The sequence below is a fragment of the Afipia sp. GW823-FHT06G09 genome (genome assembly GCF_058794875.1).
Window position 1 is genome coordinate 181459 of record NZ_JBXAHF010000002.1, and the last position, 25742, is coordinate 207200.

24 protein-coding genes and 1 pseudogene are annotated in these 25742 nt (G+C 62.7%); 13 read left to right on the plus strand and 12 right to left on the minus strand.

Going from position 1 to position 25742, the window contains the following annotated elements; genetic code table 11:
- Positions 1-25 precede the first annotated feature (25 nt).
- A complete protein-coding gene (locus AC1Q67_RS08495) occupies positions 26-1453 on the plus strand; it encodes a sodium:proton antiporter (protein ID WP_492235686.1) in 1428 nt (475 codons plus the stop codon).
- A gap of 176 nt (positions 1454-1629) precedes the next feature.
- Complete coding sequence (locus AC1Q67_RS08500) at positions 1630-2418, plus strand: DUF2865 domain-containing protein (RefSeq protein WP_492234465.1); 789 nt, start codon at positions 1630-1632, stop codon at positions 2416-2418.
- Positions 2419-2424: 6 nt separating this feature from the next.
- On the opposite strand, the gene AC1Q67_RS08505 is transcribed toward AC1Q67_RS08500, so the two are convergent.
- Positions 2425-2856 carry a hypothetical protein gene (locus AC1Q67_RS08505; RefSeq protein ID WP_492234464.1) on the minus strand — a complete coding sequence of 144 codons (432 nt, stop codon included), beginning with the start codon at positions 2854-2856 and terminating at the stop codon, positions 2425-2427.
- A 190-nt stretch (positions 2857-3046) separates the two neighbouring features.
- Between AC1Q67_RS08505 and AC1Q67_RS08510 the strand changes: the two genes are divergently transcribed.
- Entirely contained in the window at positions 3047-3538 is a 492-nt protein-coding gene (locus tag AC1Q67_RS08510) for a GDSL-type esterase/lipase family protein (protein WP_024574461.1), read from the plus strand.
- A gap of 14 nt (positions 3539-3552) precedes the next feature.
- On the opposite strand, the gene AC1Q67_RS08515 is transcribed toward AC1Q67_RS08510, so the two are convergent.
- Positions 3553-3771, minus strand: coding sequence for a hypothetical protein (locus AC1Q67_RS08515; protein ID WP_024574462.1), 219 nt, complete (start codon positions 3769-3771; stop codon positions 3553-3555).
- 160 nt (positions 3772-3931) lie between these two features.
- On the opposite strand from AC1Q67_RS08515, the gene AC1Q67_RS08520 reads away from it, so the two are divergent.
- The gene (locus tag AC1Q67_RS08520; RefSeq protein ID WP_492234463.1) at positions 3932-4783 is read left to right on the plus strand and encodes an acyl-CoA thioesterase; all 852 of its coding nucleotides are present in this window, start codon (positions 3932-3934) and stop codon (positions 4781-4783) included.
- 3 nt (positions 4784-4786) lie between these two features.
- On the opposite strand, the gene AC1Q67_RS08525 is transcribed toward AC1Q67_RS08520, so the two are convergent.
- The 6 genes from AC1Q67_RS08525 to AC1Q67_RS08550 all read right to left on the minus strand — a co-directional run bounded on the left by AC1Q67_RS08525 (position 4787) and on the right by AC1Q67_RS08550 (position 10719).
- Entirely contained in the window at positions 4787-5560 is a 774-nt protein-coding gene (locus tag AC1Q67_RS08525; protein WP_024574464.1) for an ABC transporter ATP-binding protein, read from the minus strand.
- Entirely contained in the window at positions 5560-6582 is a 1023-nt protein-coding gene (locus AC1Q67_RS08530; RefSeq protein ID WP_492234462.1) for a FecCD family ABC transporter permease, read from the minus strand. The genes AC1Q67_RS08525 and AC1Q67_RS08530 overlap by 1 nt, the downstream gene beginning before the upstream one ends.
- Positions 6579-7652 carry an iron ABC transporter substrate-binding protein gene (locus tag AC1Q67_RS08535; RefSeq protein WP_492234461.1) on the minus strand — a complete coding sequence of 358 codons (1074 nt, stop codon included), beginning with the start codon at positions 7650-7652 and terminating at the stop codon, positions 6579-6581. The genes AC1Q67_RS08530 and AC1Q67_RS08535 overlap by 4 nt, the downstream gene beginning before the upstream one ends.
- A 7-nt stretch (positions 7653-7659) precedes the next feature.
- On the minus strand, positions 7660-7869 hold the full coding sequence (locus AC1Q67_RS08540; RefSeq protein ID WP_492234460.1) for a TOBE domain-containing protein: 210 nt from the start codon (positions 7867-7869) through the stop codon (positions 7660-7662).
- 83 nt (positions 7870-7952) lie between these two features.
- On the minus strand, positions 7953-9569 hold the full coding sequence (locus AC1Q67_RS08545) for a phosphoenolpyruvate carboxykinase (protein ID WP_492234459.1): 1617 nt from the start codon (positions 9567-9569) through the stop codon (positions 7953-7955).
- 415 nt (positions 9570-9984) lie between these two features.
- Positions 9985-10719: a HugZ family pyridoxamine 5'-phosphate oxidase gene (locus tag AC1Q67_RS08550; protein WP_492234458.1), complete on the minus strand. Its 735-nt coding sequence runs from the start codon at positions 10717-10719 to the stop codon at positions 9985-9987.
- Positions 10720-10963: 244 nt separating this feature from the next.
- On the opposite strand from AC1Q67_RS08550, the gene AC1Q67_RS08555 reads away from it, so the two are divergent.
- The 5 genes from AC1Q67_RS08555 (at position 10964) to AC1Q67_RS08575 (ending at position 14980) form a co-directional block, all read left to right on the plus strand.
- On the plus strand, positions 10964-11665 hold the full coding sequence (locus tag AC1Q67_RS08555; RefSeq protein ID WP_024574472.1) for a response regulator transcription factor: 702 nt from the start codon (positions 10964-10966) through the stop codon (positions 11663-11665).
- Positions 11666-11787: 122 nt separating this feature from the next.
- The gene (locus AC1Q67_RS08560) at positions 11788-13617 is read left to right on the plus strand and encodes a stimulus-sensing domain-containing protein (RefSeq protein ID WP_492234457.1); all 1830 of its coding nucleotides are present in this window, start codon (positions 11788-11790) and stop codon (positions 13615-13617) included.
- Complete coding sequence (locus AC1Q67_RS08565) at positions 13614-14060, plus strand: HPr kinase/phosphorylase (RefSeq protein ID WP_492234456.1); 447 nt, start codon at positions 13614-13616, stop codon at positions 14058-14060. The genes AC1Q67_RS08560 and AC1Q67_RS08565 overlap by 4 nt, the downstream gene beginning before the upstream one ends.
- Before the next feature lie 207 nt (positions 14061-14267).
- On the plus strand, positions 14268-14669 hold the full coding sequence (locus AC1Q67_RS08570) for a PTS sugar transporter subunit IIA (RefSeq protein WP_002713595.1): 402 nt from the start codon (positions 14268-14270) through the stop codon (positions 14667-14669).
- Positions 14666-14980: an HPr family phosphocarrier protein gene (locus tag AC1Q67_RS08575; protein WP_024574475.1), complete on the plus strand. Its 315-nt coding sequence runs from the start codon at positions 14666-14668 to the stop codon at positions 14978-14980. Before AC1Q67_RS08570 ends, AC1Q67_RS08575 begins: the two co-directional genes overlap by 4 nt.
- A 175-nt stretch (positions 14981-15155) precedes the next feature.
- On the opposite strand, the gene AC1Q67_RS08580 is transcribed toward AC1Q67_RS08575, so the two are convergent.
- Positions 15156-16871, minus strand: a complete 1716-nt coding sequence (locus tag AC1Q67_RS08580) for a glycosyltransferase family 39 protein (RefSeq protein WP_492234455.1) — start codon at positions 16869-16871, stop codon at positions 15156-15158.
- Positions 16872-17023: 152 nt separating this feature from the next.
- On the opposite strand from AC1Q67_RS08580, the gene lepA reads away from it, so the two are divergent.
- Entirely contained in the window at positions 17024-18829 is a 1806-nt protein-coding gene (gene lepA / locus AC1Q67_RS08585) for a translation elongation factor 4 (RefSeq protein ID WP_492234454.1), read from the plus strand.
- Positions 18830-18833: 4 nt separating this feature from the next.
- On the opposite strand, the gene AC1Q67_RS08590 is transcribed toward lepA, so the two are convergent.
- Entirely contained in the window at positions 18834-19577 is a 744-nt protein-coding gene (locus tag AC1Q67_RS08590) for a hypothetical protein (RefSeq protein WP_492234453.1), read from the minus strand.
- A complete protein-coding gene (locus AC1Q67_RS08595) occupies positions 19577-20065 on the minus strand; it encodes a Panacea domain-containing protein (protein WP_492234452.1) in 489 nt (162 codons plus the stop codon). Before AC1Q67_RS08595 ends, AC1Q67_RS08590 begins: the two co-directional genes overlap by 1 nt.
- 808 nt (positions 20066-20873) lie before the next feature.
- Between AC1Q67_RS08595 and AC1Q67_RS08600 the strand changes: the two are divergent.
- Positions 20874-21068 (plus strand): annotated as a pseudogene (locus AC1Q67_RS08600) (YegP family protein); the annotation flags it as partial.
- Positions 21069-21198: 130 nt separating this feature from the next.
- On the opposite strand, the gene AC1Q67_RS08605 reads toward AC1Q67_RS08600, so the two are convergent.
- A complete protein-coding gene (locus AC1Q67_RS08605; protein ID WP_492234451.1) occupies positions 21199-23412 on the minus strand; it encodes a putative bifunctional diguanylate cyclase/phosphodiesterase in 2214 nt (737 codons plus the stop codon).
- 362 nt (positions 23413-23774) lie between these two features.
- Here AC1Q67_RS08605 and mepA point away from each other — a divergent pair, with 362 nt between their 5' ends.
- Positions 23775-24719 carry a penicillin-insensitive murein endopeptidase gene (gene mepA / locus AC1Q67_RS08610; RefSeq protein ID WP_492235685.1) on the plus strand — a complete coding sequence of 315 codons (945 nt, stop codon included), beginning with the start codon at positions 23775-23777 and terminating at the stop codon, positions 24717-24719.
- Between the two features lie 191 nt (positions 24720-24910).
- Positions 24911-25735, plus strand: a complete 825-nt coding sequence (gene modA, locus AC1Q67_RS08615; protein ID WP_492234450.1) for a molybdate ABC transporter substrate-binding protein — start codon at positions 24911-24913, stop codon at positions 25733-25735.
- Positions 25736-25742: the final 7 nt, after the last annotated feature.

Sequence of the window (25742 nt, forward strand, 5' to 3'; positions counted from 1 at the left end):
CACCAATGCGCGCCTGCCACGGGCTATCACCCGCCGCGCCCGCTTCGGGTTTGCTGCCGCCGCCCTCGCCCTTGCTCTGTTCCCCGCGCCGGCCTTCGCCGCCGAAGGGCTGAATGGCGCGAAGCTCTCGGTCCTCTGGGCGCTGCCGTTCGTCGGCATTCTTTTGTGTATTGCCACGGGTCCGGTGTTCTACCCCCACGTCTGGGAGCATCACTACGGCAAGTTCACCGCGCTGTGGGCGGCGCTGATCGTCGTTCCACTGTTCGCCACCGCCGATGTTCACACCGTCATGACGACACTCGCGCACACGGCGCTGCTTGAATACATGCCCTTCATCCTGCTGCTGCTGGCGCTGTTCGTCGTCGCGGGCGGCATCTATCTCGAAGGCAACCTGCACGACAGCGTGTTCACCAACACCGTATTGCTCGCCGTCGGCGGGCTGATGGCCAGCATCGTCGGCACGACAGGTGCCGCGATGATCCTGATCCGCCCCCTGATCCGCGCCAACGATGACCGGCGATACAACGCGCATGTCGTGGTGTTCTTTATTTTCCTCGTCGCCAATATCGGCGGCGCGCTGTCGCCGCTCGGCGACCCGCCGCTGTTTATCGGCTTCCTCAAGGGCGTCGATTTCTTCTGGACCACGAAACACCTGTGGCAGGAGACCTTGGTGGTCGGCGGGATCGTGCTCGCGATTTTCATGGTGATCGATCTTTACGTGCATCACCGCGAGGGCCGGTTCACCAAACTGAAAGACCCGACGCCGGACTCGCCGCTCAGGCTTCACGGCAAGATCAACCTCGTACTGATCGCGGTCATCATCGCCGCCATCCTGATGAGCGCACAGTGGAAGCCCGGAATCTCCTTCCACATCGCCGGCGTCGATCTCGAAATTCAGGACCTGCTGCGCGATGCGATCTTCGTCGTGGTTGCGATTGCCTCCATGGCGCTGACGCAAAAGTCGGACCGCGAGGCCAACGGGTTTTCGTGGGGACCGATCCAGGAAGTGGCGATCCTGTTCGCCGGCATTTTCATCTGCATCGTGCCGGTGATGGCGATGCTGCAGGCCGGGGCGCAAGGCCCGTTCGCCGCGCTGCTCGGCCTCGTCACCAACGCCGACGGCAGCAACAACGCCGCCGCCTATTTCTGGCTGACCGGTATCCTGTCGTCGTTCCTCGACAATGCGCCGACCTATCTGGTGTTCTTCCAGCTCGCCGGCGGAGATCCGCAGGTTTTGATGGGAGTAAAGGCCGCGACACTGGCCGCGATTTCGTCCGGCGCGGTCTACATGGGCGCCAACACCTATATCGGCAACGCACCGAACTTCATGGTCTATGCCATCGCGCGGCAGGCCGGCGTGAAAATGCCGAGCTTTTTCGGCTATATGGTGTGGTCGATGCTGGTGCTGGTGCCGACTTTCGTGCTGGCGACGTTCCTGTTTTTCAGGCCGTGAGCGCGACCACCGTCTGCACAATTGTTCGGCGCAAAGCCGCTCCCTAACTCGGCGTTTACCATCACGCATTAAGGTCGTTGACGCTGCGGCATGAAGTTGCCGCAGGCGTCAGCGTTGCGTGAGTGGGGCAGTCCGTGTTGCGTACAGAGTTGCGTATTTCGCGCGTGCGGCGCCGCATGACGCTTGTTCTCACTGTCATGCTGGCAATGCCCGTGGCGCTTGCGCCCCACGCGGCCTCCGCCGGCATTTTCGATTTCCTGTTCGGCGGTGACAAGCCGCAGCGGCAGGAGCCTCAGCAGCAACAGCCGCCGAGCAATGCCTTCGCCGATCCGTTCGGCCTGTCCACTCCGAATCCTGCACCCGCACCGTCGGCTTCACCCGGCGGACGCTTCACCACCTATTGCGTGCGGACCTGCGACGGCCGTTATTTTCCGCTGACCTCGCGCGGCGGCGGCACGCCCGCGCAGATGTGCCAGTCGTTCTGCCCGGCAAGCGCAACCAAGGTCTATTCCGGCAACAGCATCGACTACGCCGTCGGCAACATGGGCGAGCGCTATGTCGATACGCCCAACGCCTTCGCCTACCGCAAGGCGCTGAAGGCCGACTGCACCTGCAACGGCCGCGATCCCGCGGGTCTCGCGCCGGTCGATCTGTCGCTCGACACCACATTGCGCCCCGGCGACATTGTCGCAACCTCGAACGGTCTTGTGGCCTACTCCGGCACCAGTTCCGCCAACGGCCAGATCGCGCAGTTCACGCCGGTGAACAATTATCCGGGCCTGACATCGGAGTTGCGCGCGCGGCTCGGGGAAATGAAAGTCGCGCCGGTCGCAGCTGAAATTCCGGAAGACACATACTCGTCACAGGATGTCACCGGATCGGTGCCTGAACCGAAATATGCCCAACCGATGGCGCCGGACGCCGTCATGCCGAAAGTCGCGCCGAAGCCTCGCGCGCGGATGTAAAAGAACTCACCGCCCGACAATGACGCCGATCACATTCGGCGCAGCGAGATACTTCTCTTCCATCTCCATCCGCGCCCGCGCCTTGATCTCTGGCGTCAGCAGGCCGCGATGTTCGGCTAGAATCATCCAGCAATAGCCCCACCAGTCGGCGAGAATGCCGGTGTCATCGACCAGATCGTAGCCGTGTTCGGCGGCGAAGATGCGCGCCCGTGCCTCGTCCAGCGTGTCGAGAAATTCATGATCCTTCAGCGAGAACAGATCGTCGCTGAAATCGTCGGTGGTGTAGCCCCACACCGACATGCAGACCGCGTTGAACTCGCGGTCGATATGATCGTCGTCCACCAGCCGCGTGCGGGCGGCGGCATGAAGACGGGAAAGCGTCCGGGCGAAGTCCGCGATGCGCGTCAGCGCCGTGTTGTCGAAAGCGATATTGGACATGTAGTCCTCAAGACCGATGACAGACCCTAGATGTGGTGGCCCGCAGGGACCGAATCACAATGATATATCAATGACTTGCTAAAGTGTTCTTAATTTGTTCCGGGATTGCAGTTTCCTCCGGGGAGATGATTTTCCGGGAACCCGACCAGCGCTACTATCGCACCGCTGATTCAGCGAAAGGGCGTCGACCATGTTCAGAAGCCTGATCCTTGTCGTTCTGCTGACGTTTGCCTCCACCACGGCGTCGAATGCCCAGATCGTTGCGCTCGGCGCCAGCAACACCGCCGGATACGGCGTCGGCGCGTCGTCGGCCTTTCCAGCCGTCCTGCAGGAACTTCTGCGCGCGAAGGGCCGGCCGATGTCGGTGAGCAACGCGGGCATCAGCGGCGATACGACCGGCGGCATGCTGGCGCGATTGTCGAGCGCGGCGCCGGACGGAACCAGGATCGTCATCCTTCAGATCGGCGGCAACGATCGCCGGAAGGGTATCAGCGAAGCGGAAGCTGCTGCCAACAGGTCTGAAATCCGAAAGCGGCTGCATGCCCGCAGCATCCGCATTATCGAGGCTGACAGCTATGTATGGTCGGCTCTTCGCAGCGGGCTGCGGCAACCCGACGGAATTCATCTGACGGCAGATGGCCATCGCAAGGTCGCACAACAACTCGCTGCGTCCATCCGCTGACCGGCGATCCCCTCTTAAGGCACAACCATGATGGGGATCGAAGCGAGTTCATGAGAGAGCTTGCGCACGGCTTTTTCGGCTTCAGCCGGAAGCTGCTCCGGGCTGCAGCAGAATGGCACCTCCAGCCCCAATGACTTGCTGGCGTCGCTTTCCCACACCAATCCGACAAACGACTTCTTCGTCACGAAGTCGTGCGTGAGATTGGCGATCTTGATGCCGTCGATATCCGCCATCTGAACCTCCCGTTTTGAAGTCAGAATAGCACGCCTTGCGACTGGGTTATATTATGACGGCTCGGGCCTGAGTCCCTCTAGCGCCCGCCGTTACCTCCCACGTCATTGAATCGCGCGGCAATCCTGTGAACACTTCCGGCAGCAAAGCTGGGAGCCCTCGATGCTTGAGAAGACGCCTGAGACAACCGCCAATAAAACTTCGAACGCTATCCATCCTTTCGACCGCGCCACGCAGGCCATCAATATGGACGGCCGCTGGCGCGGCACCGCGAGCGAGGATTACTTCGCATTCGTCGGCCCGTTTGGCGGCACCACCGCCGCGACCATGTTGCGCGCGGTCATGGCGCAGCCGGAATGCACCGGCGATCCGCTGTCGGTGACGGTGAACCTGTGCGCGCCGGTGGCGCGCGGCACATTCGACCTGACTGCGCGGCTGATGAAAGCGACCCGCTCGACCCAGCACTGGATGATCGAGCTGTCGCAGGGCGGCGAGGTCGCGGCGTTCATGACCGCGGTGTTCGCGGTCCGTCGTCCGTCATGGTCGCACCAGCCCGCGCAGATGCCGCCCGCACCACCGTTCGACACGATCGAACCGTTGCCGGACAGCGGCATCTCACCGTGGGTGCGGCAATACCGGTTTCGTTTCGTCGAAGGCACGCCGGGCTACGGCAAGGGGCTGCGCGAGCCCCTCGGCAGCCCCTATTCGCGAATGTGGCTCAGCGACGCGCTGCCCCGGCGCATCGACTTTTTGTCGCTGCTGTCGATGTGCGACACCTTCTTCGCGCGAATCTTTCATGTCCGCGGCGAGATCGTGCCGATCGGCACGGTGACCATGACGACCATGTTTCACGCCGATGCGGCGGATCTCGCGGCCGAAGACACCACCGTGGTGCTCGGCGCCGCCGACGCGAGGAGTTTTCACAAGAGTTTCAGCGACCAGACCGGCGAGCTGTGGAGCCCGGGCGGACGCCTGCTCGCGACCACGTCGCAGACCGTCTACTTCAAGGCGTAAGCATCAGCGCGGATAGACCGGCGCGCAGACCGTCTGCCCGCCGGCCAGCCGCTCCACCGTGACATCGACACCGTACACGGCCTTGAGCCGTGCGGCGGTGAGCACTTCAAGCGGCGTTCCCTGCGCAACGATCACACCGTCCTGCATCAGCGCCACGCGGCTCGCCACCGCGAAGGCCTGATCGGGGTCGTGGGTGGAGAGAATGATCCCGGTGCCGCGCGCCGTGAGTTTGCGGATTTCAGCCAGCACCGCGACCTGATTGCCGAAGTCGAGACTGGCGGTCGGCTCATCCATCACGATCAGGGGCGCGGCCTGCGCCATCGCCCGCGCCACGATCACAAGCTGGCGCTGCCCGCCGGACAGTGTCGTCACCTCGCGCGACGCAAGCTCGGCGATGCCGAGTTCGGCAAGCGAGTCCTGTGCGATTTTCCGGTCTTCCTTCGTCGGCGCCGCGAACACGCCGCGATGCGCGACCCGGCCCATCAGCACCAGATCGGACGCGGTGTAGGGAAACGCCGTGTCCTGCGCCTGCGGCACATAGGCGATGCGGCGCGCAATCTCCGCACGCGGCAGATCTGACAGCGCATCGTCGCCAAGTGACACGCGGCCGCCCTGTGCACGCAGCAGCCCGAGCAAGGTCTTGAACAGCGTGGTCTTGCCGCAGCCGTTCGGTCCGAGCAGACACAGCACCTCACCGGTCTCGACGGTCAGATTCAAATTCCGGCCAACAGGCCGCTCGGGATAACCGAATGCGAGATCGCGGGCGATGAGACGCATCACGACCACCCGTGCCGGCCGCGCCACAGCAGCCACAGGAAGAACGGCGCGCCGACGACTGCGGTGAGGATGCCAAGCGGCACTTCAATGCGTCCCAGCGACCGCGCCAGCGTATCGACCAGCACGAGATAGCTCGCGCCCATCAGCATCACCGCGGGCAGCAGCCGCTCGAAGTTTGGGCCGACCAGCATGCGCGCGATGTGTGGGATCACCAGACCGACCCAGCCGATCACGCCCGAGATCGCCACCACACTCGCGGTGATCAGTGTCGCTGCTGCGATGACGATGACGCGCAACCGGCCGGATTCGACACCGAGCGACTTGGCCTCCTCGTCACCGAGGGACAGCACGTTGATCTGCCAGCGCAGCAGCACCAGCGGCACGAGGCCGATCGCGACCGCCGGCATGACATTCCACAGATCGCCCCCGCGCACGCTGGCGAGGCTGCCGAGCAGCCAGAAGGTAATCGCAGGAAGCTGATCGTAAGGGTCGGCCAGAATTTTCAGCAGCGAGATCGCCGCGCCTGCCAGCGCGCCGACCACCACGCCGCCGAGCACAAGCACCAGAGTGGGATCGCGGCCGCGCACAGCCACCGCGATCAGATAGACGAGCCCCACCGTCGCTAGGCCGCCGCCGAAGGCAAGCATCTGGATCGCGAACACCGGCAGCGACAGGAAAATGCCGATCACCGCGCCGAGGCCCGCGCCTGCCGAGACGCCGAGCACATCGGGCGAGACCAGCGGATTGCGAAACAGCCCCTGATAGACGACGCCCGCGCCTGCGAGCGAAGCCCCGACGATCAGGCCTGCCAGCACGCGCGGGCCGCGAATGCCGAACAGCACGCGCTGCTCGGCGGTCTGTGGCAGATCGCCCGACCATGCGTTCGATAGCGCGCGGAAAAAGCCGTCGAGCGTGACAGGAAATGCGCCGACGGTCAGACCGATCGCAGCGGCAGCAACGGCCAGCACTGCGAGACCGGGAATGATCCAAGAGACTCGCGATGCCGTCCGCTGTGCCGTCATCGGCGCGCCGGGATTGAGGGCGGCTTGCCGTCCGCCCATGCAATCAATGTATCGAGATCGTGATCAGTGACATCGACATGATAGAAAAGCTTGTAGAACGCGCGCGTGTCCTGCCGGATATCGAACGGAAAGCGCGGGCCGTGAAACAGATTGGCAAGCCAGCGCAGCCCGATCAGCCGGTTGATCGACGGCGGCCGGTCGATCCAGCCGAACGGCGCGGTCGGCGCTAGATAGACGCGGCCCTCTTTCACCGCCTTGAGGCCCTGCCACAGCGGATCGCCGCCCTTGGCGATCTTGTCGTGGAAGTTGCGATCCCATGTGATGATGACGTCCGGATTCCACGCGAGAATCTGTTCGGACGACACATTGGCAATCCCGCGCCGCTGATCCTGCGCATCGGCGACGTTGCGCCCGCCGGCCCGTTCGATGATCTCGGTGTTGATCGAGCCGCGAAGTCCTGTCTCCAGCCCATCCGGCCCGCGCGCGAGATAGACACGCGGACGCTGATCCTCGGGAATTCCCGCAAGCGTCGTATAGAGACTCTTGAACAAATCGTCAGAATACTTTGCAAGCGCCTCGCCGCGCTCCGGCATGCCAAAGATAGTGCCGAGCAGCCGGAACGAGGATGCCGTCGATTCAAAGCGCCCGTCGACCAGCACATAGGGAATGCCGGTGCGCTGCTGCACGCTGTCGGCCAGCGATGCAAAAGTCTGCCGCACCGAACCGTAGTCCACGATCAGATCCGGCCTGATCTTCAGCACGGTCTCGACATTGGCGGTGTCGCCGCGTCCGGTGAGCAAACCGACCTCCGGCAGATCGCGCTGTGCTGGTGCAATGAACGGACGCTCCTCGGCGCGAAGCGCGCGCGGCCAGCCCACCATGGTTTCGGCCCGCATCGCATAGACCACCACCGAGGCCGGGCCGCCGGCCGCAAACACCTTGTCGATACGATCCGGCAATTCGACGCTTCGACCGGCGGAATCCGTCACCGTGCGCGCGGCGCGCGCCGGCCGCGCCAGCAGCATCAGGCTGGCGCCGGCCACGAACGATCGCCGCTCGATGCGGATCATGGCTGCCTCAGTCGATGCCCACCATGACGTCGCTCGCCTTGACGATGGCGTAGGCCTGCTTGCCGACTTCGAGCTTCAACTCCTCAACCGAGGTCCTGGTGATGGCCGATGTCACGATAACGCCGCCGCCAATGTCGATCTTCACATGGCTGGTGGTGACGCCGTGATCGATGGCGACGACCTTGCCCTTGAGCTGATTGCGCGCGCTGATCTTCATTCCGTGATCTCCGTGTGACGGGGCAACAAAAAGGGCGGCCCGTGAGCCGCCCTTTTATATGTTCAAAACCGGTATGAAGGAACTCACTCCGCGGCGAGCTTGACCTCGGGAGCGGCGGCGCGGACGTCCGCGTCGACCTGCTTTTCGAACTGCTCGAAGTTCTTCTGGAACATGCCGACCAGCGCGCGCGCGGTCTTGTCGAACTCGGCCTTGTCCTTCCAGGTGTTGACCGGATCGAGAATGTCGGTCGGCACGCCTTCCAGCGCGGTCGGGACCGCGAAGCCGAAATACTTGTCGGTGCGGAACTGGGCGTTGCGCAGCGAGCCGTTCAGCGCTGCGGTCAGCAACGCACGGGTCACCTTGATCGGCATGCGGCTGCCGACGCCGTACTTGCCGCCGGTCCAGCCGGTGTTGACCACCCAGCAATCGACGTTGTGCTTGGCGATCAGTTCCTTCAGCAGCTTGCCGTATTCGGCGGGATCGCGCGGCAGGAACGGCGAGCCGAAGCAGGCCGAGAATTCCGGCACCGGCTCGTTGCCGAGGCCGCGCTCGGTGCCCGCGACCTTCGCGGTGTAGCCCGAGAGGAAGTGATACATCGCCTGCGCCGGGGTCAGCTTGGCGATCGGCGGCATCACGCCGAACGCGTCGGCGGCGAGCATCACCAGATTCTTCGGATGACCGGCGCGGCCGGTGCGCGAGGCATTCGGGATCGCCTCGAGCGGATAGGCCGAACGGGTGTTCTCGGTCTTGGAGCCGTCGTCGAAGTCAGGCTCGCGGGTGAGCGGATCGAGCACGACGTTTTCGAGCACGGCGCCGAAGCAGATGCTGGCGTCATAGATCGCAGGCTCGGCCTCGCGCGACAGCTTGATGGTCTTGGCGTAGCAGCCGCCTTCGAAATTGAAGATTCCGTCCGGACCCCAGCCGGTCTCGTCGTCGCCGATCAGCGTGCGGTTTGGATCAGCGGAGAGCGTGGTCTTGCCGGTGCCGGAAAGGCCGAAGAAAATCGCGCTGTCGCCGTTCGGGCCGACGTTGGCCGAGCAGTGCATCGGCATCACGCCCTGCGCAGGCAGGAAGTAGTTCAGCGTAGTGAACACCGACTTCTTCATTTCGCCGGCATACTGGCTGCCCGCGATCAGAACGATCTTGCGGGTGAAGTCGATGGCGACGACGTTCTCGGACTTGCAGCCGTGGCGCTTCGGATCGGCGCGGAAGCTCGGAAGGTCGATGATGGTGAGTTCCGGCACGAAGCTGGCAAGCTCAGCCGTTTCAGGGCGGCGCAGCAGCGTGCGGATGAACAGCGAGTGCCACGCCATTTCGGTGAACACGCGCGTCTTGATCTGGAATTTCGGATCGGCGCCGCCGTAGAGATCCTGCGCGAAGAGGGTCATGCCTTCGCAGTGCTTGAGGAAGTCCTGATACAGGGCTTCGAACTGTTCTGAGGTGATCGACTGGTTGCCGCCCCACCACATGGTCTTGTCGGTGAGCGCATCGCGCACCGTGAACTTGTCTTTCGGCGAGCGCCCGGTGAAGACGCCGGTTTCCGCGACAAGCGCGCCGCCGGCGGACAGCTCGGCTTCATTGTTGCGCAGCGAGTGCTCGTAGAGCGGCGCTGTGCCGAGATTCCAGTTCACCTGTTTGAGATTTTTGAAACCGAATTTGTCGGCGCCGAAGGCACCGTTGCGCACACCCGTCTCTTGCACTTTAAGAATCTCCCACAAAGACCGCGTATCGTTTCGCGCGGCTGTCGCCAAACGCCCCTGTCGCGGATGCCGGGGATCATAACTCCCGGGCCTCAATCCGGCGACTTATTAGTGGCCAACGCACAGCTTGCCAAGTCGATCCGTCATATTGCGGTAAAGATCGCCGGGCCCTGCCGAAAACAGGTTGAATTTCACGGGCTTGCGAGGGGCGTGACGCGGCGGGACAGGTATTCCGCGAGCCTGCCGCAGTGCGGCAGAGCGCAGACGGCGCGGCGCGATGCCGCTGGAGGGCGACCTTGTTCCCATCCCTGCGCGCCGGAGGTCGCGCGGCTGCCGCTGGATGCGAAGGTGGAGATTTCCGCCATCGCGGTACATCCGTAAATAACTGCGCCAGACCGCGCGAGCAGGCCGCTCGTTACACGCCTGCCCGCGCCCGGTCGGCCAACACCTTCAGCATTTGCCGCAGCGCGCCTGGCGTGGTGATCCGCTGCGGGAAATCGAGCCGGAGGGTGCGCCGGTCATCCTGCATGTCGAGGCCCTCGGGATCGCAGCCGGTGCAGCGCCATGCGCCCGCGCCGGCATCAAGCAGCTTCGTTGCATAGAGATTCATCGTGTCGGCGTGATCGGCATTCAGGTGCGCGACGATGTCCGGCTCAGCTTCGAGCATGGCCTCGGCACCGGTGAGATCGGTCAGGAAATCCTTCGGTGCGATATCGACGATGCGGCCGAAGCCCGCCACCAGATGCACGTCCTTAGGCACAATGCGGAAAAACGAAAAGTCCTTGAAGCCGACGAAATCCTCAGCCGAGGGATGAGCCGCGAGATAGCGCCACCGTGCCAGCTCAGCGTCGTCGCCCTGCACTTCCTCGGCGACCCCGGCGAGCATGATGCGTGCGCCCTCCAGGGGATCGCCGGGCACGCGTTCGTCCAGCATCAGCGAAACCCGCGGATCGTTCAGAATATTCATGGTGTGGATCGCAAGCCGCGAGATCAGCAGGACCGGAGACCCGTCCGGCATTGATGCGACATTGACCAGCGAGCAATAGGGATCGCCGCTCCCGGGCATCAACGTCGCCAGCGCCCCCTGACGGCTGCGGCCGAGCAGCGAACGGGTCAGACGGGCCGGTTTGACGTGTACGGAGGGGTCCATGGATGGCCTGAATTCATTGGTTAACGGGGCTTTTTTCCGGCGATAAGGGGTTATTTCGGTGGGTTCCAAGTTTATATAGGGGCTCACGGTTCGCAATTCGTGCGCGCTGGGAACTCGGTCACATTTCAGCCCAGCTTGCATTGCTCGTTGGCACCCAAGCGAACGCCTTATTTCACGGCGTCCGGTCTTGTCCGGTCAGTAAACAGTCGCCACGCCCGAAACTATCGATTTGGAAAGCAGGTCCATGCCCACAATCGCCCTGGTCGATGACGACCGCAACATTCTCACGTCGGTCTCGATCGCGCTGGAAGCCGAAGGCTACCGGATCATGACCTATACCGATGGCGCATCGGCGCTCGACGGCTTCAAGACAAGCCCGCCGGACCTTGCCATCCTCGACATCAAGATGCCGCGCATGGACGGCATGGAAACGCTGCGCCGGCTGCGCCAGAAGTCGGACCTGCCGGTGATTTTCCTCACCTCCAAGGACGAGGAAATCGACGAGCTGTTCGGCCTCAAGATGGGCGCCGACGATTTCATCCGCAAACCGTTCTCCCAGCGCCTGCTGGTCGAGCGCGTCAAGGCGGTGCTGCGCCGCGCGGTGCCGAAAGACGCCGCCGCCGCGCCGAAGGAAATGGACGCCAAGGCGCTCGAGCGCGGGCTGCTGCGCATGGACCCCGAACGCCACACCTGCACCTGGAAGAATGAACCGGTGACGCTCACCGTCACCGAATTCCTGATTCTTCAGGCGCTGGCGACGCGGCCCGGTGTGGTGAAGAGCCGCAACGCGCTCATGGATGCGGCCTATGACGATCAGGTCTATGTCGACGACCGCACCATCGACAGCCACATCAAGCGCCTGCGCAAGAAGTTCAAGGCCGCCGACGACGATTTCGAGATGATCGAAACCCTGTACGGCGTCGGCTATCGCTTCAAGGAAACCTGATCGTTCCGGCATGCGCCACGGACGGAACTGATCCGGCGACCGCGCCGTGTGACGGGTCGCTCGCATGCCGGTTGATTGCTATAATTGGCCGATCTCGAACCGAACAATCGGGCGTCTAGCCATTGCTTGATCGAACGCAGCATGACCGCGACGACGATGACGAAGCCGGTGCTCCGCCGCTTGCTCCGGTCGTCGACGCGCCTGCCGAATCGGCGGCCGAGACGACGAGCCGCGGCTGGCGCAGCCCGCTCGATCTGATCAAGCGCGCCGGGCGCTATTTCGCGGCGCTGACCTTCTCGAGCCTCACCCGCCGCATCGTCTCGCTCAACCTGATCGGCCTGTGCGCGATGCTGGCCGGCATCCTCTATCTGTCGCAATTCCGCGCCGGCCTGATCGACGCGCGCGCGCAGAGTCTCCTTGTGCAGGCCGAAATCATCTCGGGCGCGATAGCCGCCTCGGCCACGGTCGAGACCAACGCCATCACCGTCGACCCGGAACGTCTGCTGGATCTGAAGCCCGGCGAGACCTACGGCCCGAGCGACGAAACGCTGAGCAACATCGATTTCCCGATCAACCCCGAGCGTGTCGCGCCGGTGCTGCGGCGGCTGATTTCGCCGACCAAGACCCGCGCCCGCATTTATGATCGCGACGGCGTGCTGGTGCTCGACAGCCGCAACCTTTACGGCCGAGGCGACGTCATGCGCTTCGAACTGGCGCCGCCGAATGCCGAAAAGCCGGGCTTCGCCGAAAAGACCATGATCGCGATCCGCACCTGGCTCAACCGCGGCGACCTGCCGCTGTACCGCGAACTCGGACCGGAAAACGGCAACGGCTATCAGGAAGTCCAGCAGGCGCTCGACGGCCGCAAGGGCAGCATGGTGCGAATCAACGACCGCGGCGAAGTGATCGTCTCGGTGTCGGTGCCGGTGCAGCGTTTCCGCGCGGTCCACGGCGCGCTGATGCTCTCGACCCAGGGCGACGACATCGACCAGCTCGTGACCGCAGAGCGCCTCGCCATCCTCAAGGTGTTCGGCATCGCGGCAGGCGTGATGATCCTGCTGTCGCTGCTGCTCGCCTCGACCATTGCCGGTCCGATGCGCCGTCTCGCCGACAGCGCCGAGCGCGTCCGCCGCCGCATCAAGACCCGCGTCGAGATTCCGGACTTCACCTCGCGCGGCGACGAGATCGGCCATCTGTCGCGCGCACTGCGCGACATGACCGATGCGCTCTACAACCGCATCGAGGGCATCGAGCGCTTCGCCGCTGATGTCGCGCACGAACTGAAGAACCCACTGACATCGATGCGCTCGGCAGTCGAGACGCTGCCGCTGGCGCGATCCGACGACAGCCGTTCGCGGCTCTTGGCTGTGATCGAACACGATGTGCGCAGGCTCGACCGCCTGATCTCCGACATTTCCGACGCCAGCCGTCTCGATGCCGAGTTGCAGCGGCAGGATGTCGAGCCGGTCGATATGCGCCGTCTGCTCAACACGCTGGTCTCGGTCGCCAACGAAACCCAGCACGGCACCGAGGTCACCGTCGAAGCGCGCTTCGAGGGCAAGCCCACCGACAGCTTCTCGGTGCCGGGACACGACTCGCGGCTCGGTCAGGTGATTTCGAATCTCCTGAGCAACGCGCAATCGTTCTCGCGTCCGGGCAGCAAGGTCCGCATCGTCTGCCGCCGCCTCAAATCCGAGATCGAGATCGTGATCGACGATGACGGCACCGGCATCCGGCCCGGCGCGCTCGAGAAAATCTTCGAGCGCTTCTACACCGACCGGCCGCATCAGGGCTTCGGCCAGAACTCCGGCCTCGGGCTGTCGATCTCCAAACAGATCGTGGAAGCCCATGGCGGACGCATCTGGGCGGAAAACCGCGCCGGTCCGCTCGATGCCGAAGGCGATGCCCGCATTGCCGGCGCCCGCTTCACGGTCCGGCTGCCCGCCATATGACGACGGGCGCCGATGCAAGCATCCATGCCTCCGCGGTGCTGGTCGGCGACCGCGCCGTCCTGATTCGCGGACCCTCAGGCTCCGGCAAGTCCCGGCTGGCGTTCGATCTGATTCTGGCCGGGCGCGCGGGACAGCTGCCCCTTACCACCCTGATCGGCGATGACCGGGTTCGCCTGACGGACCACGGCGGCCAATTGATTGTCCGCGGTGTGCCGGAACTGGCTGGAATGATCGAAATCCGCGGCCTCGGGATCAGGACCATCGGCTTTGCGGCCGAAGGCCGCGTCGGGCTGGTGGTGGATCTCGACGCCGCCGACGCCGAGCGCCTGCCGCCGCCGGAAGCCCTGAAAACACGGGTTTCCGGGCTGGAAATCGCGCGAATCCCGGTGGCGGGAGGGTATAGCGCCCTCCCCCTGGTGGTGGCGTTCCTTACGACAGTTTAAGGTTTCAAAAGCGAACTCGCGACCTTCTGCTGATTGCTGGCACCCCTTTGGTCGCCATATAAGCCTTACCCTCGCCACTGACGACGGCCAGCGCGGACACCCTTTTTAAGGGGGTACGCGGCAAGATCCCCCCTTGCGCCGGGGCTCTGGATGGTCAACATGTGGCCCTTTCGTGCGGTGCATCAAAGCGCCCGCGAGGAGTTCTGAATGATTGGTCTAGTACTGGTGACCCACGGGCGTCTTGCCGACGAGTTCAAGGCCGCGCTTGAGCACGTGATGGGTCCGCAAAAACAAATCGAAGCGATCACGATTGGCGCCGAAGACGATGCCGATCTGTGTCGCAGCGATATTATCGAAGCCGTCAAGCGCGTGGACAGCGGCGATGGCGTTGCGATTCTCACCGACATGTTCGGCGGCACGCCGTCGAACCTCGCGATCTCCTGTATGAGCCGTCCGAAGGTCGAAGTGCTGGCCGGCATCAACTTGCCGATGCTGGTCAAGCTCGCCAAGGTGCGCGACGACAAGCCGCTGCCCGACGCGATCGCCGCCGCTCAGGAAGCCGGCCGCAAGTACGTGACGATCGCCAGCAGAGTGCTCGCCGGGAAATGAGCACCGCGCCGGAGCATACGTCCTCGTCTGCCGGCGTTATCGTCCGAGAACTTCCCATCATTAACAAGCGCGGCCTTCACGCGCGCGCTTCAGCGAAATTCGTCCAGACGGCGGAAAAGTTCGACGCCGAGCTGACCGTGACGCGCAACGGCGAAAGCGTCGGCGGCACCTCGATCATGGGCCTGATGATGCTCTCGGCCGGGATCGGCACCACGATCACCGTCGCCGCCAAGGGCCGCGAAGCCGAGGCCGCGATGAACGCCATCACCGAACTGCTCGCCAACAAGTTCGGCGAGGAAGAAGCAGGCTAGCTCTCGCACTTCTTCGTCATTGCGAGCCAACGGGTCCGGCTTCACCGGCCCGATGACAGGCTTCGCGAAGCAATCCATCTTTCAAGAAAACTGGATTGCTTCGTCGCCATAGCGCGTCGAAGGCGCGCGTAAACGCGCTAATGGCTCCTCGCAATGACGGAATCAGATTGGCGATCTACTGATCGTCCTCTTCGTCCGGCCGTTCCGGAGCCACGATCCAGATCTTCCATTTCACCGCCGGACCCGCCTTGCCGTGGAAATAGCGCCGTGAGGTAAGATCGACGCGCTCCGCGTTCGGTGCGTTCTCGGCCATCCATGCCTCGCACTTGTGAAGCTCGAGATCCTTGGTGTCGCAGATGCCGATGAAGCCGAGCCGCTTTGCCGCGTCGAGACTGGTGAGGCCCGAGCCCCAGACCTCGCGCGGCGTCAGCGGCGCCGGATGGTCGGGGCTGTAGAATGTCAGCGGCTCGCCGATTTCAGTGGTGCCCGCAACCACGGCCCAGCGTTTGTTGAAGCGCGCGCGCCACGCCTCGGTCAGTTGCAGCGCGAACTCGGATTTCGGCGCGAACGGAACGCCAGCATCGCCATCGCGCCGCACGGTCTGCGCCGCGATGATCGGCGAGATCAGCAGCATGACGAGGGTGAACGACAGCCACATCAGCATCAGCCGGATCAGCGCCATCTGCGTGACGCGCAGCGCAGGCAGCGCGACCAGCGCCAGCGGCACCAGGAAGAACAGCGAAATCCCCCAGTCGGTCTTCATGTAGATGCCGAACACCACGGCGGCGACCGGCGGCACCAGGGCGACGATGATCTGGATGATCCAGATGTTGCGCGCCTGCGTCAGGTACACGCCGGAATTGGGCCCCCGCATCCACGGGCGAACCGCTGAATCGGCGAACTCGCGAAAGACGCCCTTGGTGCGGATCGATTTCCACCATTGCAGCTTCCACGCCAGCGCGATGGCGGCGAACGCCACCGGCAGCAGCAGCAGGCCGAGATTGTGCACCAGATAGATCGACGCCAGCCGCAGCGTGGTGCCGAATGTACGCCCGCTATAGACATCGTCGGCGTAGATCAGCGGCGCAAAATCCACCTGCTTCAGCCACCACAGATGCGGCAGCATGCCCACGAAGCACGCGGCGAATGCCACCCACGGCGCCGGCGAGCGCAAGAAGCGCATCCGGTCCGGATGAATCAGCGCCGCCAGACCGGCGGCGCCGATCATGGTCAGCACCCAGTATTTGGTCATCAGCGCCAGCGCGGCGGCGAGTCCGAGCCAGATGCCCGACATCACCGTGCGCTTCTGGAACGCCTCGAGATAGGCCAGCACGAACAGCGGCAGCGTCACGAGCTGCAACAGGTCCGGATTGTACTTGAAGCCCTTGAAGGTGAAGATCGGATAGAGCGCCAGCATCGCCACCGTGAACATCGCGCGGCGATGATCGACCACGCGCACCGCGATCAGCCAGCAGAGTACAAGACCGATGCCGGTCACCGTCATCGCCAGCGCATAGGTCGCCCAGTCGGTGACGGGGAAAATCCGGAACCAGACGCCCGCGATCCATCCCGCCAGCGGCGGATGCTTGCCGTAGCCGAGCAGGAATTTCTGGCCCCAGGCATACGCCTCGGCGACATCCATGTGGACGTCCTGCGCGGCCTTCAGGGCGGTGAGGATGATGGTCCAGAGCAGCGCATGGGCCACCGCGAAGCCGATGACGAACTTGAGCGAGGTCGCCGGATCGTGGGCGGCGGCCGCGATCCAGGCCGCCACGCGGCGCGTGACCGGCACATGGCGCAACCGTGCCTTCTGGCGGGATCGCAGTCCGGTGCGCGGGCCGGGATTTTTTCCGGTTCGGCGGCCTATCTCGGTCGAAGAAGCATCGGACATTCCAGTGACCCGTGTCGGCTGTGATTGCTGGTGTTTGCTAGCAGCGCCAAGCCCGCGACGGCAACAGCAAATCATTGCGATTTCTGCGGAAGTACGCCGCGGAACAGCCCAATTTTGTTGCCGCTTTGCAGCCCGGATGCTATCCCGCGCCCATGACAACGAGCCCTATTTCCAACGTCCGCAACTTCTCCATCGTCGCCCATATCGACCATGGCAAGTCCACCCTCGCCGACCGGCTGATCCAGACCACCGGCGGACTGGAGGCGCGCGAGATGAAGGAGCAGGTGCTCGATTCCATGGACATCGAGCGCGAGCGCGGCATCACCATCAAGGCGCAGACCGTCCGCCTCAACTACAAGGCCAAGGACGGCAAAACCTACATCTTCAACCTGATGGACACGCCCGGCCACGTCGACTTCGCCTATGAGGTCTCGCGCTCGCTGGCGGCATGCGAAGGCGCGCTGCTGGTGGTCGACGCCTCGCAGGGCGTCGAAGCGCAGACGCTTGCCAACGTCTATCACGCGCTCGACGCCAATCTCGAAATCGTGCCGGTGCTGAACAAGGTCGACCTTCCCGCCGCCGAGCCCGAACAGGTCAAGCAGCAGATCGAGGACGTGATCGGCATCGACGCTTCCGAAGCGGTGATGATCTCGGCGAAGACCGGCCTCGGCATTCCCGACGTGCTGGAAGCCATCGTCACCCGCCTGCCGCCGCCGAAGGGCGACCGCGACGCGACGCTGAAGGCGCTGCTGGTCGACTCTTGGTACGACGTCTATCTCGGCGTCGTGGTTCTGGTCCGCGTTGTCGACGGCGTCCTGAAGAAGGGCCAGCGCGTGCGCATGATGGGCACGGGCGCCGCCTACGACGTCGAGCGCGTCGGCTACTTCACACCGAAGATGGTCAATGTCGACGAACTCGGCCCCGGCGAGATCGGTTTCATCACCGCGGCGATCAAGGAAGTTGCCGATACCCGCGTCGGCGACACCATCACCGACGACCGCAAGCCGATCACCGAAATGCTGCCGGGCTTCAAGCCCGCCGTGCCGGTGGTGTTCTGCGGCCTGTTTCCGGTCGACGCCGACGATTTCGAGACGCTGCGCGCCGCCATGGGCAAGCTGCGGCTCAATGACGCAAGCTTCTCGTTCGAAATGGAGACCAGCGCTGCATTGGGCTTCGGCTTCCGCTGCGGCTTCCTCGGCCTGCTGCATCTGGAAATCATTCAGGAGCGCCTCTCCCGCGAGTTCAATCTCAACCTGATCGCGACGGCGCCCAGCGTCATCTACAAGATGCACCTCAACAACGGCACCGAGATCGAGATTCACAATCCGATCGACATGCCGGATGTGACGCAGATCAAGGAAATCGAGGAGCCGTGGATCGAAGCCACCATCCTCACGCCAGATGAATATCTCGGCAGCGTGCTCAAGCTCTGTCAGGAGCGCCGCGGCAACCAGAAGGAGCTGACCTACGTCGGCGCCCGCGCCATGGTGAAATACGAACTGCCGCTCAATGAAGTGGTGTTCGATTTCTACGATCGCCTGAAATCGGTCTCGAAGGGCTATGCCTCGTTCGACTATCACCTGACCGACTACAAGCCGGCGGATCTCGTGAAGATGCAGATCCTCGTCAACAACGAGCCGGTGGACGCGCTCTCCATGCTGGTCCATCGCACCCGCGCCGAAGGCCGCGGCCGCGCCATGGTCGAGAAAATGAAGGAGCTGATCCCGCCGCACATGTTCCAGATTCCGATCCAGGCGGCGATCGGCGGCAAGGTGATCGCGCGTGAGACCGTGCGCGCGCTGCGCAAGGACGTCACCGCGAAGTGCTACGGCGGCGACATCACGCGCAAACGCAAGCTTCTGGAGAAGCAGAAGGAAGGCAAGAAGAAGATGCGGCAGTTCGGCAAGGTCGACATCCCGCAGGAAGCCTTCATTGCCGCGCTGAAGGTGGATAGCTGAAGTTCTACGATCCGTCTTCTGACGAACCGTCCCTATGGGCTCTCGTCCTAAGAGCTTCGGCTTCTGTAGTGAGTTGATTTCTGACGATTTCGCGGGCGAGTAAGAAAATCTCTACGCTCTCATCCAATTCACGCTGGCTCAGCAAATCATAGTCGCCTCGATGCCAAACCTCCGATTCTCGCTCTTTAGACGAGGCATCAATTCGAGGAAAGAAAAGTACCTCGGCTGGGGACTGCTGATAGTCCGTCAGAGAAAGGAACGAGTCTTCATAGACCGTCATCAAAAGCCGGCGCTGCCGAAGCGTTAATGCGAGGGCGCTCCAACCGCACATAAAGATCGGAACAAACTTCTTATGTTCTCTAATGATCGAAAGCGGCGCGACCGGAACGACGACACCTCTCGAAATTCTGAATGCCCCGTTTTCGAACCCAATAGGATTCTGGGTCGCATAGTTCCGCTCACGCGCATAACGCAAAAAAGCGCGGATCAAAGCTTCATTGTGCGCCCTGCCAATGGGAGAACATTTAGCAAGCGCGACTTGGATAGCAGCTTCGTCACTGATCCCCCACTCAATCCTATCTTTTGCAGCCCTGTATGCCCCTTGATAAGTGAACGGCGGAATTCCAAAAAGAAAAGCGAGAATCGCTTTTGCGGTTCGAATAGGATCATCGTGAATGAACCGAACCCAGTTGGGTCCCGAGGGTGGACGATCCAACTTCCTGAGTAACTTTGCGTAGTCTTTAGCCATTAATGCCTCGCAGCAGCCCGGTGGCATGCCAGAATCATCTCATCGGAGATTCGCATTGACGCTTGCCCCTTTGTACCTTGATTCCACACTTGATCCCACGGCCCTCCCGGAACATGCGACATGGTAACGAGCGTGCTTGCAGACAACCTTACATAACGACTGGCAACAGGCTCCAAGAAAGACTTGTCTTCGTTAGATAATTCATAACTGCAGACTTCTCGCTCGCCTGATTCGGGATTGATTCGGTGTGCACGCCCCAAAATCGGCTGGTCGCCAAATGATTTGAACTCGCGATAGAGTTCACGAAATACTGGGCCGTATTCCCAAGCCTCAATTTTTGCAGAGACCAGCGGCTTTCTAAATTCCAATAAATAGTAAGAATGCAAAAAGAAAACGACTTTGTTCATGCTCAGATTCGATACGGTCCTGCCTTCTCGATCCGCAATGTCGAGCACGTAATTTGAAATTGATCGAACATCGTAAGACATGACGACCTCGAATCAGGTCAGGGCGTAAGTTAGTGCTAATTCGTTAGTTGCATCGGCGCCACGCAAATATGTTTGACTTTGACCTCTATCTGATTATATTCCTATCACATCCTCCCGCGCTCATGACGCGGAGGGATGAGCACCGCAGCCGCCCCCCATCATGTCGGGGTGCGGATGGTGGAGCGCCGGGAGGCGCAGCGTCCGCGCGGTGGGCTTCGCAACCCCATCGATGTTGTGACGCGCGCGCCTCGCGAGACGGACTCGCAATCCGTTCTCGTCACGGCACGCGGACGAGCCTCTCGCAAAGGCTCGTCAAGAGGGGTCTCGCACACCCCTGGCGCCTCCCGGCGCTCCATTTCTTCTTCAAAAGTAAATGAAAACGGGACCGGGTCGTCCGCGCCCTCAGGTGAAGCGGATGTCACTGCGTGCCTTCGCGGGTAGACCACCCTGTCGTGAAGACAGAAAGTCTCAGGCGCCGTTCTCGCTCTGTCGTCATTGCGAGCGGAGCGAAGCAATCCACTCCTTTGAAGGAAACATGGATTGCTTCGTCGCTTCGCTCCTCGCAATGACGAGCGCACGATCTCTCCTCGCGATAGCTCGTTGCAATCTCTGAGAATAATCGCGCGAGCGACGAATTGTGACACCGCGCATGACTCCCGCTTGCGCGGTCGCCACTCACCGTTCATCGCCCGTTCAAGTCGAATCTGTTGGGTGCGCGATGGGGAGAAAAGCGCGAGCCGCGCTTGACTCTTCGCAACCGTCCATCGACGGTGCGCATGACTCGAATTTTCAACCATCGGAGACAGTGATGGCAGCATCCTACAAGTTTGAAATCTACAAGGACAAATCCGGCGAATTCCGCTTTCGCTTCCGCGCGCCGAACGGCGAGAAGATGTTCGCCTCGGAAGGCTATTCCAACAAGGCATCCGCCAAGAGCACGATCAAGTCGATCGTGAAGCATGTCGCCAAGGCCGAAATCGACGACGTCTCGAAGGTGAAAGCCGCGCCGAAGGCCAAGCCTGCGAAGAAAAAGAAGAAGTCCAAGAAGAAGTGATTTTTCTGCGATCGATCATCGCAAAGAAAAACCCCGGCTCAGCACCGGGGTTTTTTATTGGAAGTGCCGACAGGCTGCGTCATGCCACGCGCGCGCTGGCAGTCGCGTTGCGCTGGGCCTGCAGCAGCGCGGTGATCTCCACATTCGGCCGGGCGCGGCTGAACAGGAAGCCTTGTCCCTCGTGACAGCCTTCCGCGCGCAGGCAGGCCAATTCGCATTCGGTCTCGACGCCTTCCGCGGTGATGGTCACGCCAAGACCCATGCCGAGCGAGATGATCGAGCGGACGATGGCCTGCGCATCCTGATTGGAGCCGAGATCGCGCACGAACGAGCGGTCGATCTTGATCTTGTCGAACGGGAAGCTGCGCAGATAGCTCAGTGACGAGTATCCGGTGCCGAAATCGTCCATCGAAATCCGCACGCCGAGCGCGCGCAGCGCATGCAGCGTCGCCAGCACCTGATCGCTTTTTTCCAGCAACAGGGTTTCGGTGATTTCGAGTTCAAGCCGCTTCGGCGACAGGCCGGATGTTTTCAGCGCATCCATCACCACCGACAGAAGATTGCCGACGCGGAACTGCAGCGGCGACAGGTTGACGGCGACACGGACATCATCCGGCCAGCGCGCCGCGTCCATGCAGGCACGGCGCAGCATCAGCCCGCCAACCGCGTTGATGAGGCCGGTTTCTTCCGCGACCGGAATGAACTCCACCGGCGGAATCATGCCGCGCTCCGGATCGGGCCAGCGCACCAGCGCCTCGAAGCCGGTGATGCGCCCGGTCTTGAGATCGACCAGCGGCTGATAATGCGGCTGCAGAACGTTGTTCTCGATCGCCGCGCGCAGATCGATTTCGATGCGGCGGCGCGATTGCGCACGGGCATCCATTTCTGACTCGAAGAAGCTGAATGTGCCGTGGCCTTCGCTCTTGGCGCGCGACAGCGCCATGTCGGCGTTCTTGAGCAGCTTCTCGGCGTCGTCGCCGTCGCCGGGCGCGATCGCGATGCCGATGCAGGCGCCGCTGATGATGGTGTGGCCCTCGAACAGATAGGGCTCACTGATGGCGTCGATCAGGCGCCGCGCCAGGAATGCCACTTCCTCGGGACGGTTCACGCCGGCCTGAACGATGGCGAATTCGTCGGAGCCGAGGCGCGCGATCGCGTCTTCCTCGCGCAGCGAGGAGCGCAGGCGCTTGGTCACGCCTTTCAGGAGCTTGTCGCCGATCGCATGACCCAGCGCGTCGTTGATGGCCTTGAAGTTGTCGAGATCGAGAAACAGCACCGCGACCTTGTCGCCGCTGCGGCGGGTGTGCGCCAGCAGTTCATCCAGCCGCTGCCGCAGCAGCATGCGATTCGGCAGTCCGGTCAGGCCGTCGTGCTGCGCCATGAAGGCGAGCCGCGCCTCGGCGCGCTTGCGCTCGGTGATGTCCATCAGCGCCAGCAGTACCGCGGATTGCCCCTCGAACACCAGCGCGCGCGAATAGATCGCCACGTCGATCAGCGCGCCGTCGGCCTTCACGTGTTTCCAGGTCCGCGCGGCGCGTTCCTCGGTGGTCTGCTCGCCGGTCCAGGGTGAGGCCTGATCGAAGGCCTGAATGTCCGAGACCTTCAGCTTCTCGAAGTCTTCGCGCGCGTAGCCGTAATGCGCGACCGCGGCGTCATTGACGCTGATGATGCGCTCGCTGTCCTGTGCGCAAACGATCATCGGCACGGGATTGCCATCGAACAGCAGACGGAACGAGGCTTCGCGCTGTTTCAGTTCGGTGATGTCGACGCGCAGCCCGATCACGCCGCCGTCGCCGGTGAGGCGCTCCTCGATCAGGATGCAGCGGCCGTCGGACAGAGTTTGTTCGTGGCGATGACCGGGATGATAAAGCTTCTCGAGCCGCTCGTTGATCCATTCATCCTCGCGCCCGATCGCATCCGGATAGTCGCCGCGCGCCACGCCCTCCTTCAGGGTATCACGCAACATCGCGCCCTCTTCAAAGAGGTCGGCGCTCTTGTTGTAGATCTCTGCGTACTTCTTGTTCCAGAGGATGTAACGCCCCTCGGCATCGAGAAACACGATGCCCTGCGGAAGAATATCGATCGCCTCGCGCAGACGCGCGTTGGAGCGCGCCGCATCAGCGATCGCCGCCTCGGCTTCCGCGCGCTTGCGTACGATCTCGCTGATCTCGGAGATCTTGCGACCCTTGGGCGACAGCTTCGGCGCGGCCTTGGGCCGGCGGACCGATAATCTTCCCCTTGTGAGCGCTGACTTGCCGGTCCTGTTTTTTGGTTTTGGCCGATTGATCGGCATTGCCCCGCATCCCTTGCATTCTGCGGGCAGCAGTTTTGCTATAAGTGTCTGAAAAATTGGTATCCTTTGGCGGGCTGGCCGACTTTCAGTGGACGCCGCGTCTGCACCGGTCTGCAAGGGTGCTCAATTGCGAGGCGTGATCCAGGTTTAAACGACAGGACAGAACGCCCATTACAGCGGGCGCAATCGCTTTTCGCCCGCGATCGCGGTCATACCTCGGTTCCAATGCGCCATCTGCCCAACGAATATCCGCGCGGGTGGCATTGCGCATCAATTTGCGTCAGTCTCCGGCATGGCTAATGCCGGGTTAAGAATCGCGCCTCCTCGTCGCCGGGCCCGCCTTCCGCTATAAGAGAATCATGATGCGATTCCGTATGATTGCCGCGCTCGCTCTGATGTCGGCCGCTCTCGTGGTAACAGGTCCGGCACAGGCGCAGGACAAGGGCAGCGTCAATCCCAAGCCGCTTCCGCCGCTGGCCAATCCCAACGATCCCAACATCGCCGCCAAGGAATTGTTTGGCCGCAAGCTGGCGCCGGCTGCGCTCGCGCCGCAAGCCATCGGCTTTTACGCCAAAGGATGTATCGCGGGCGCGGTCGCGTTGCCGATCAACGGATCGGCGTGGCAAGTCATGCGGCTGTCGCGCAATCGAAACTGGGGGCATCCCGATCTCATCGCCCTGCTCGAACGCGTGGCGATCAAAGCGCAGAAGACGGCCGGCTGGCCGGGGCTTCTGGTCGGCGACATGTCCCAGCCGCGCGGCGGGCCGATGTTCACCGGGCACGCAAGCCACCAGATCGGACTCGATGCCGACATCTGGCTGACGCCGATGCCGAACCGTCAGTTCTCCCGCGAGGAGCGCGAAGAAACATCCGCCGTCATGATGGTGCGGAAAGATCGACTCGATATCGATCCCAGCACCTGGACGCCGACACATCTTACGGTCATTCGCGCCGCTGCGCAGGAGCCGCAGGTCGAGCGCATCTTTGTCAACGCCGCGATCAAGAAAGCGCTGTGCCGGGAGGCGAAAGGCGACCGGAGCTGGCTGTCCAAAGTGCGCCCGATGTACGGGCACGACTACCATTTTCATATCCGCATGAAATGCCCTCCGGGCAGCGCCAACTGCGAGGCACAGACGCCACCGGCCGACGGTGAGGGTTGCAGCGCAGGCGACCTCGCCTACTGGTTCAGCGACGCGGTGCTGCATCCCAAGCCGCCGCCGAAGCCGCCCAAACCGAAGCCGCCGCTCACGCTCGCAAACCTGCCGTCCGAATGCCGGCAGGTTCTTCAGGCCCCGGACGCAAAATAGCCTGAGTTCGTAACCGGGTAGCGATCCGGGACTTTACGCAGCGACCACGCCTGATATTGTCCGGGCGAACGATGCTCCAGCATGCTGCGCGCTGCCGGGGTTGCCGGAACGGCGCTTCCGCTTGTCGTCAGATGAATTGATCAAAGCCGGCTTGCGCGCGCTATTGCGCGCGTCCCGCTATGGAGCGCCCAATGACCTTTATGTCCCGTTTTCTCGTTGTGACCGCGCTTGTCTGCGCGCCGCTGTTCTCGATGGCTTATGCGCGGGACGCGAAGCCGGCGGGCGCACCACCGGCGGCCGTGCAGGGCAAGACCCTGACCGTGTTCGCCGCGGCCTCGATGAAGAATGCGTTGGATGAAGCCAATGCCGCTTACACCGCCAAGACCGGCGTCAAAGTGATCTCAAGTTATGCTGCAAGCTCCGCGCTCGCCAAGCAGCTCGAGCAGGGCGCGCCGGCGGATATCTTCATCTCGGCCGACACCGACTGGATGGATTACTCCGCGGGAAAGAAGACCATCAGCGAACCGAGCCGCGTCAATCTGCTCGGCAACAAGATCGTGCTGATCGTTCCGAACGATTCCAAGCTCACGACGGTCACGATCGGACAGGGCTTCGATCTCGCCAAGCTCGCGGGCGACGGCAGGATCGCCACCGGCGACGTCAAGGCCGTGCCGGTCGGCAAATACGCCAAGGCGGCGCTGGAGAAGCTCGGGTCGTGGCAGGCGGCCGAGCCAAAATTTGCCATGGCGGAGAGCGTGCGCGCGGCACTCGCATTGGTGGCGCGCGGCGAAGCCAATCTCGGCATCGTGTATGAGACCGACGCCAAGGTCGAACCCGGCGTGAAGATCATCGGCGCCTTCCCGGCGGACTCGCATCCGGCGATCATCTATCCGGTCGCTGCGACTGCGAGTGCAAAACCTGACGCAACGCCTTATCTCGCGTTCCTTCGTTCGGCGGCGGCGAAGTCGATCTTCGAGAAGTACGGCTTCACCTTTCTGATCAAGCCGACATCGTAACAAGCCG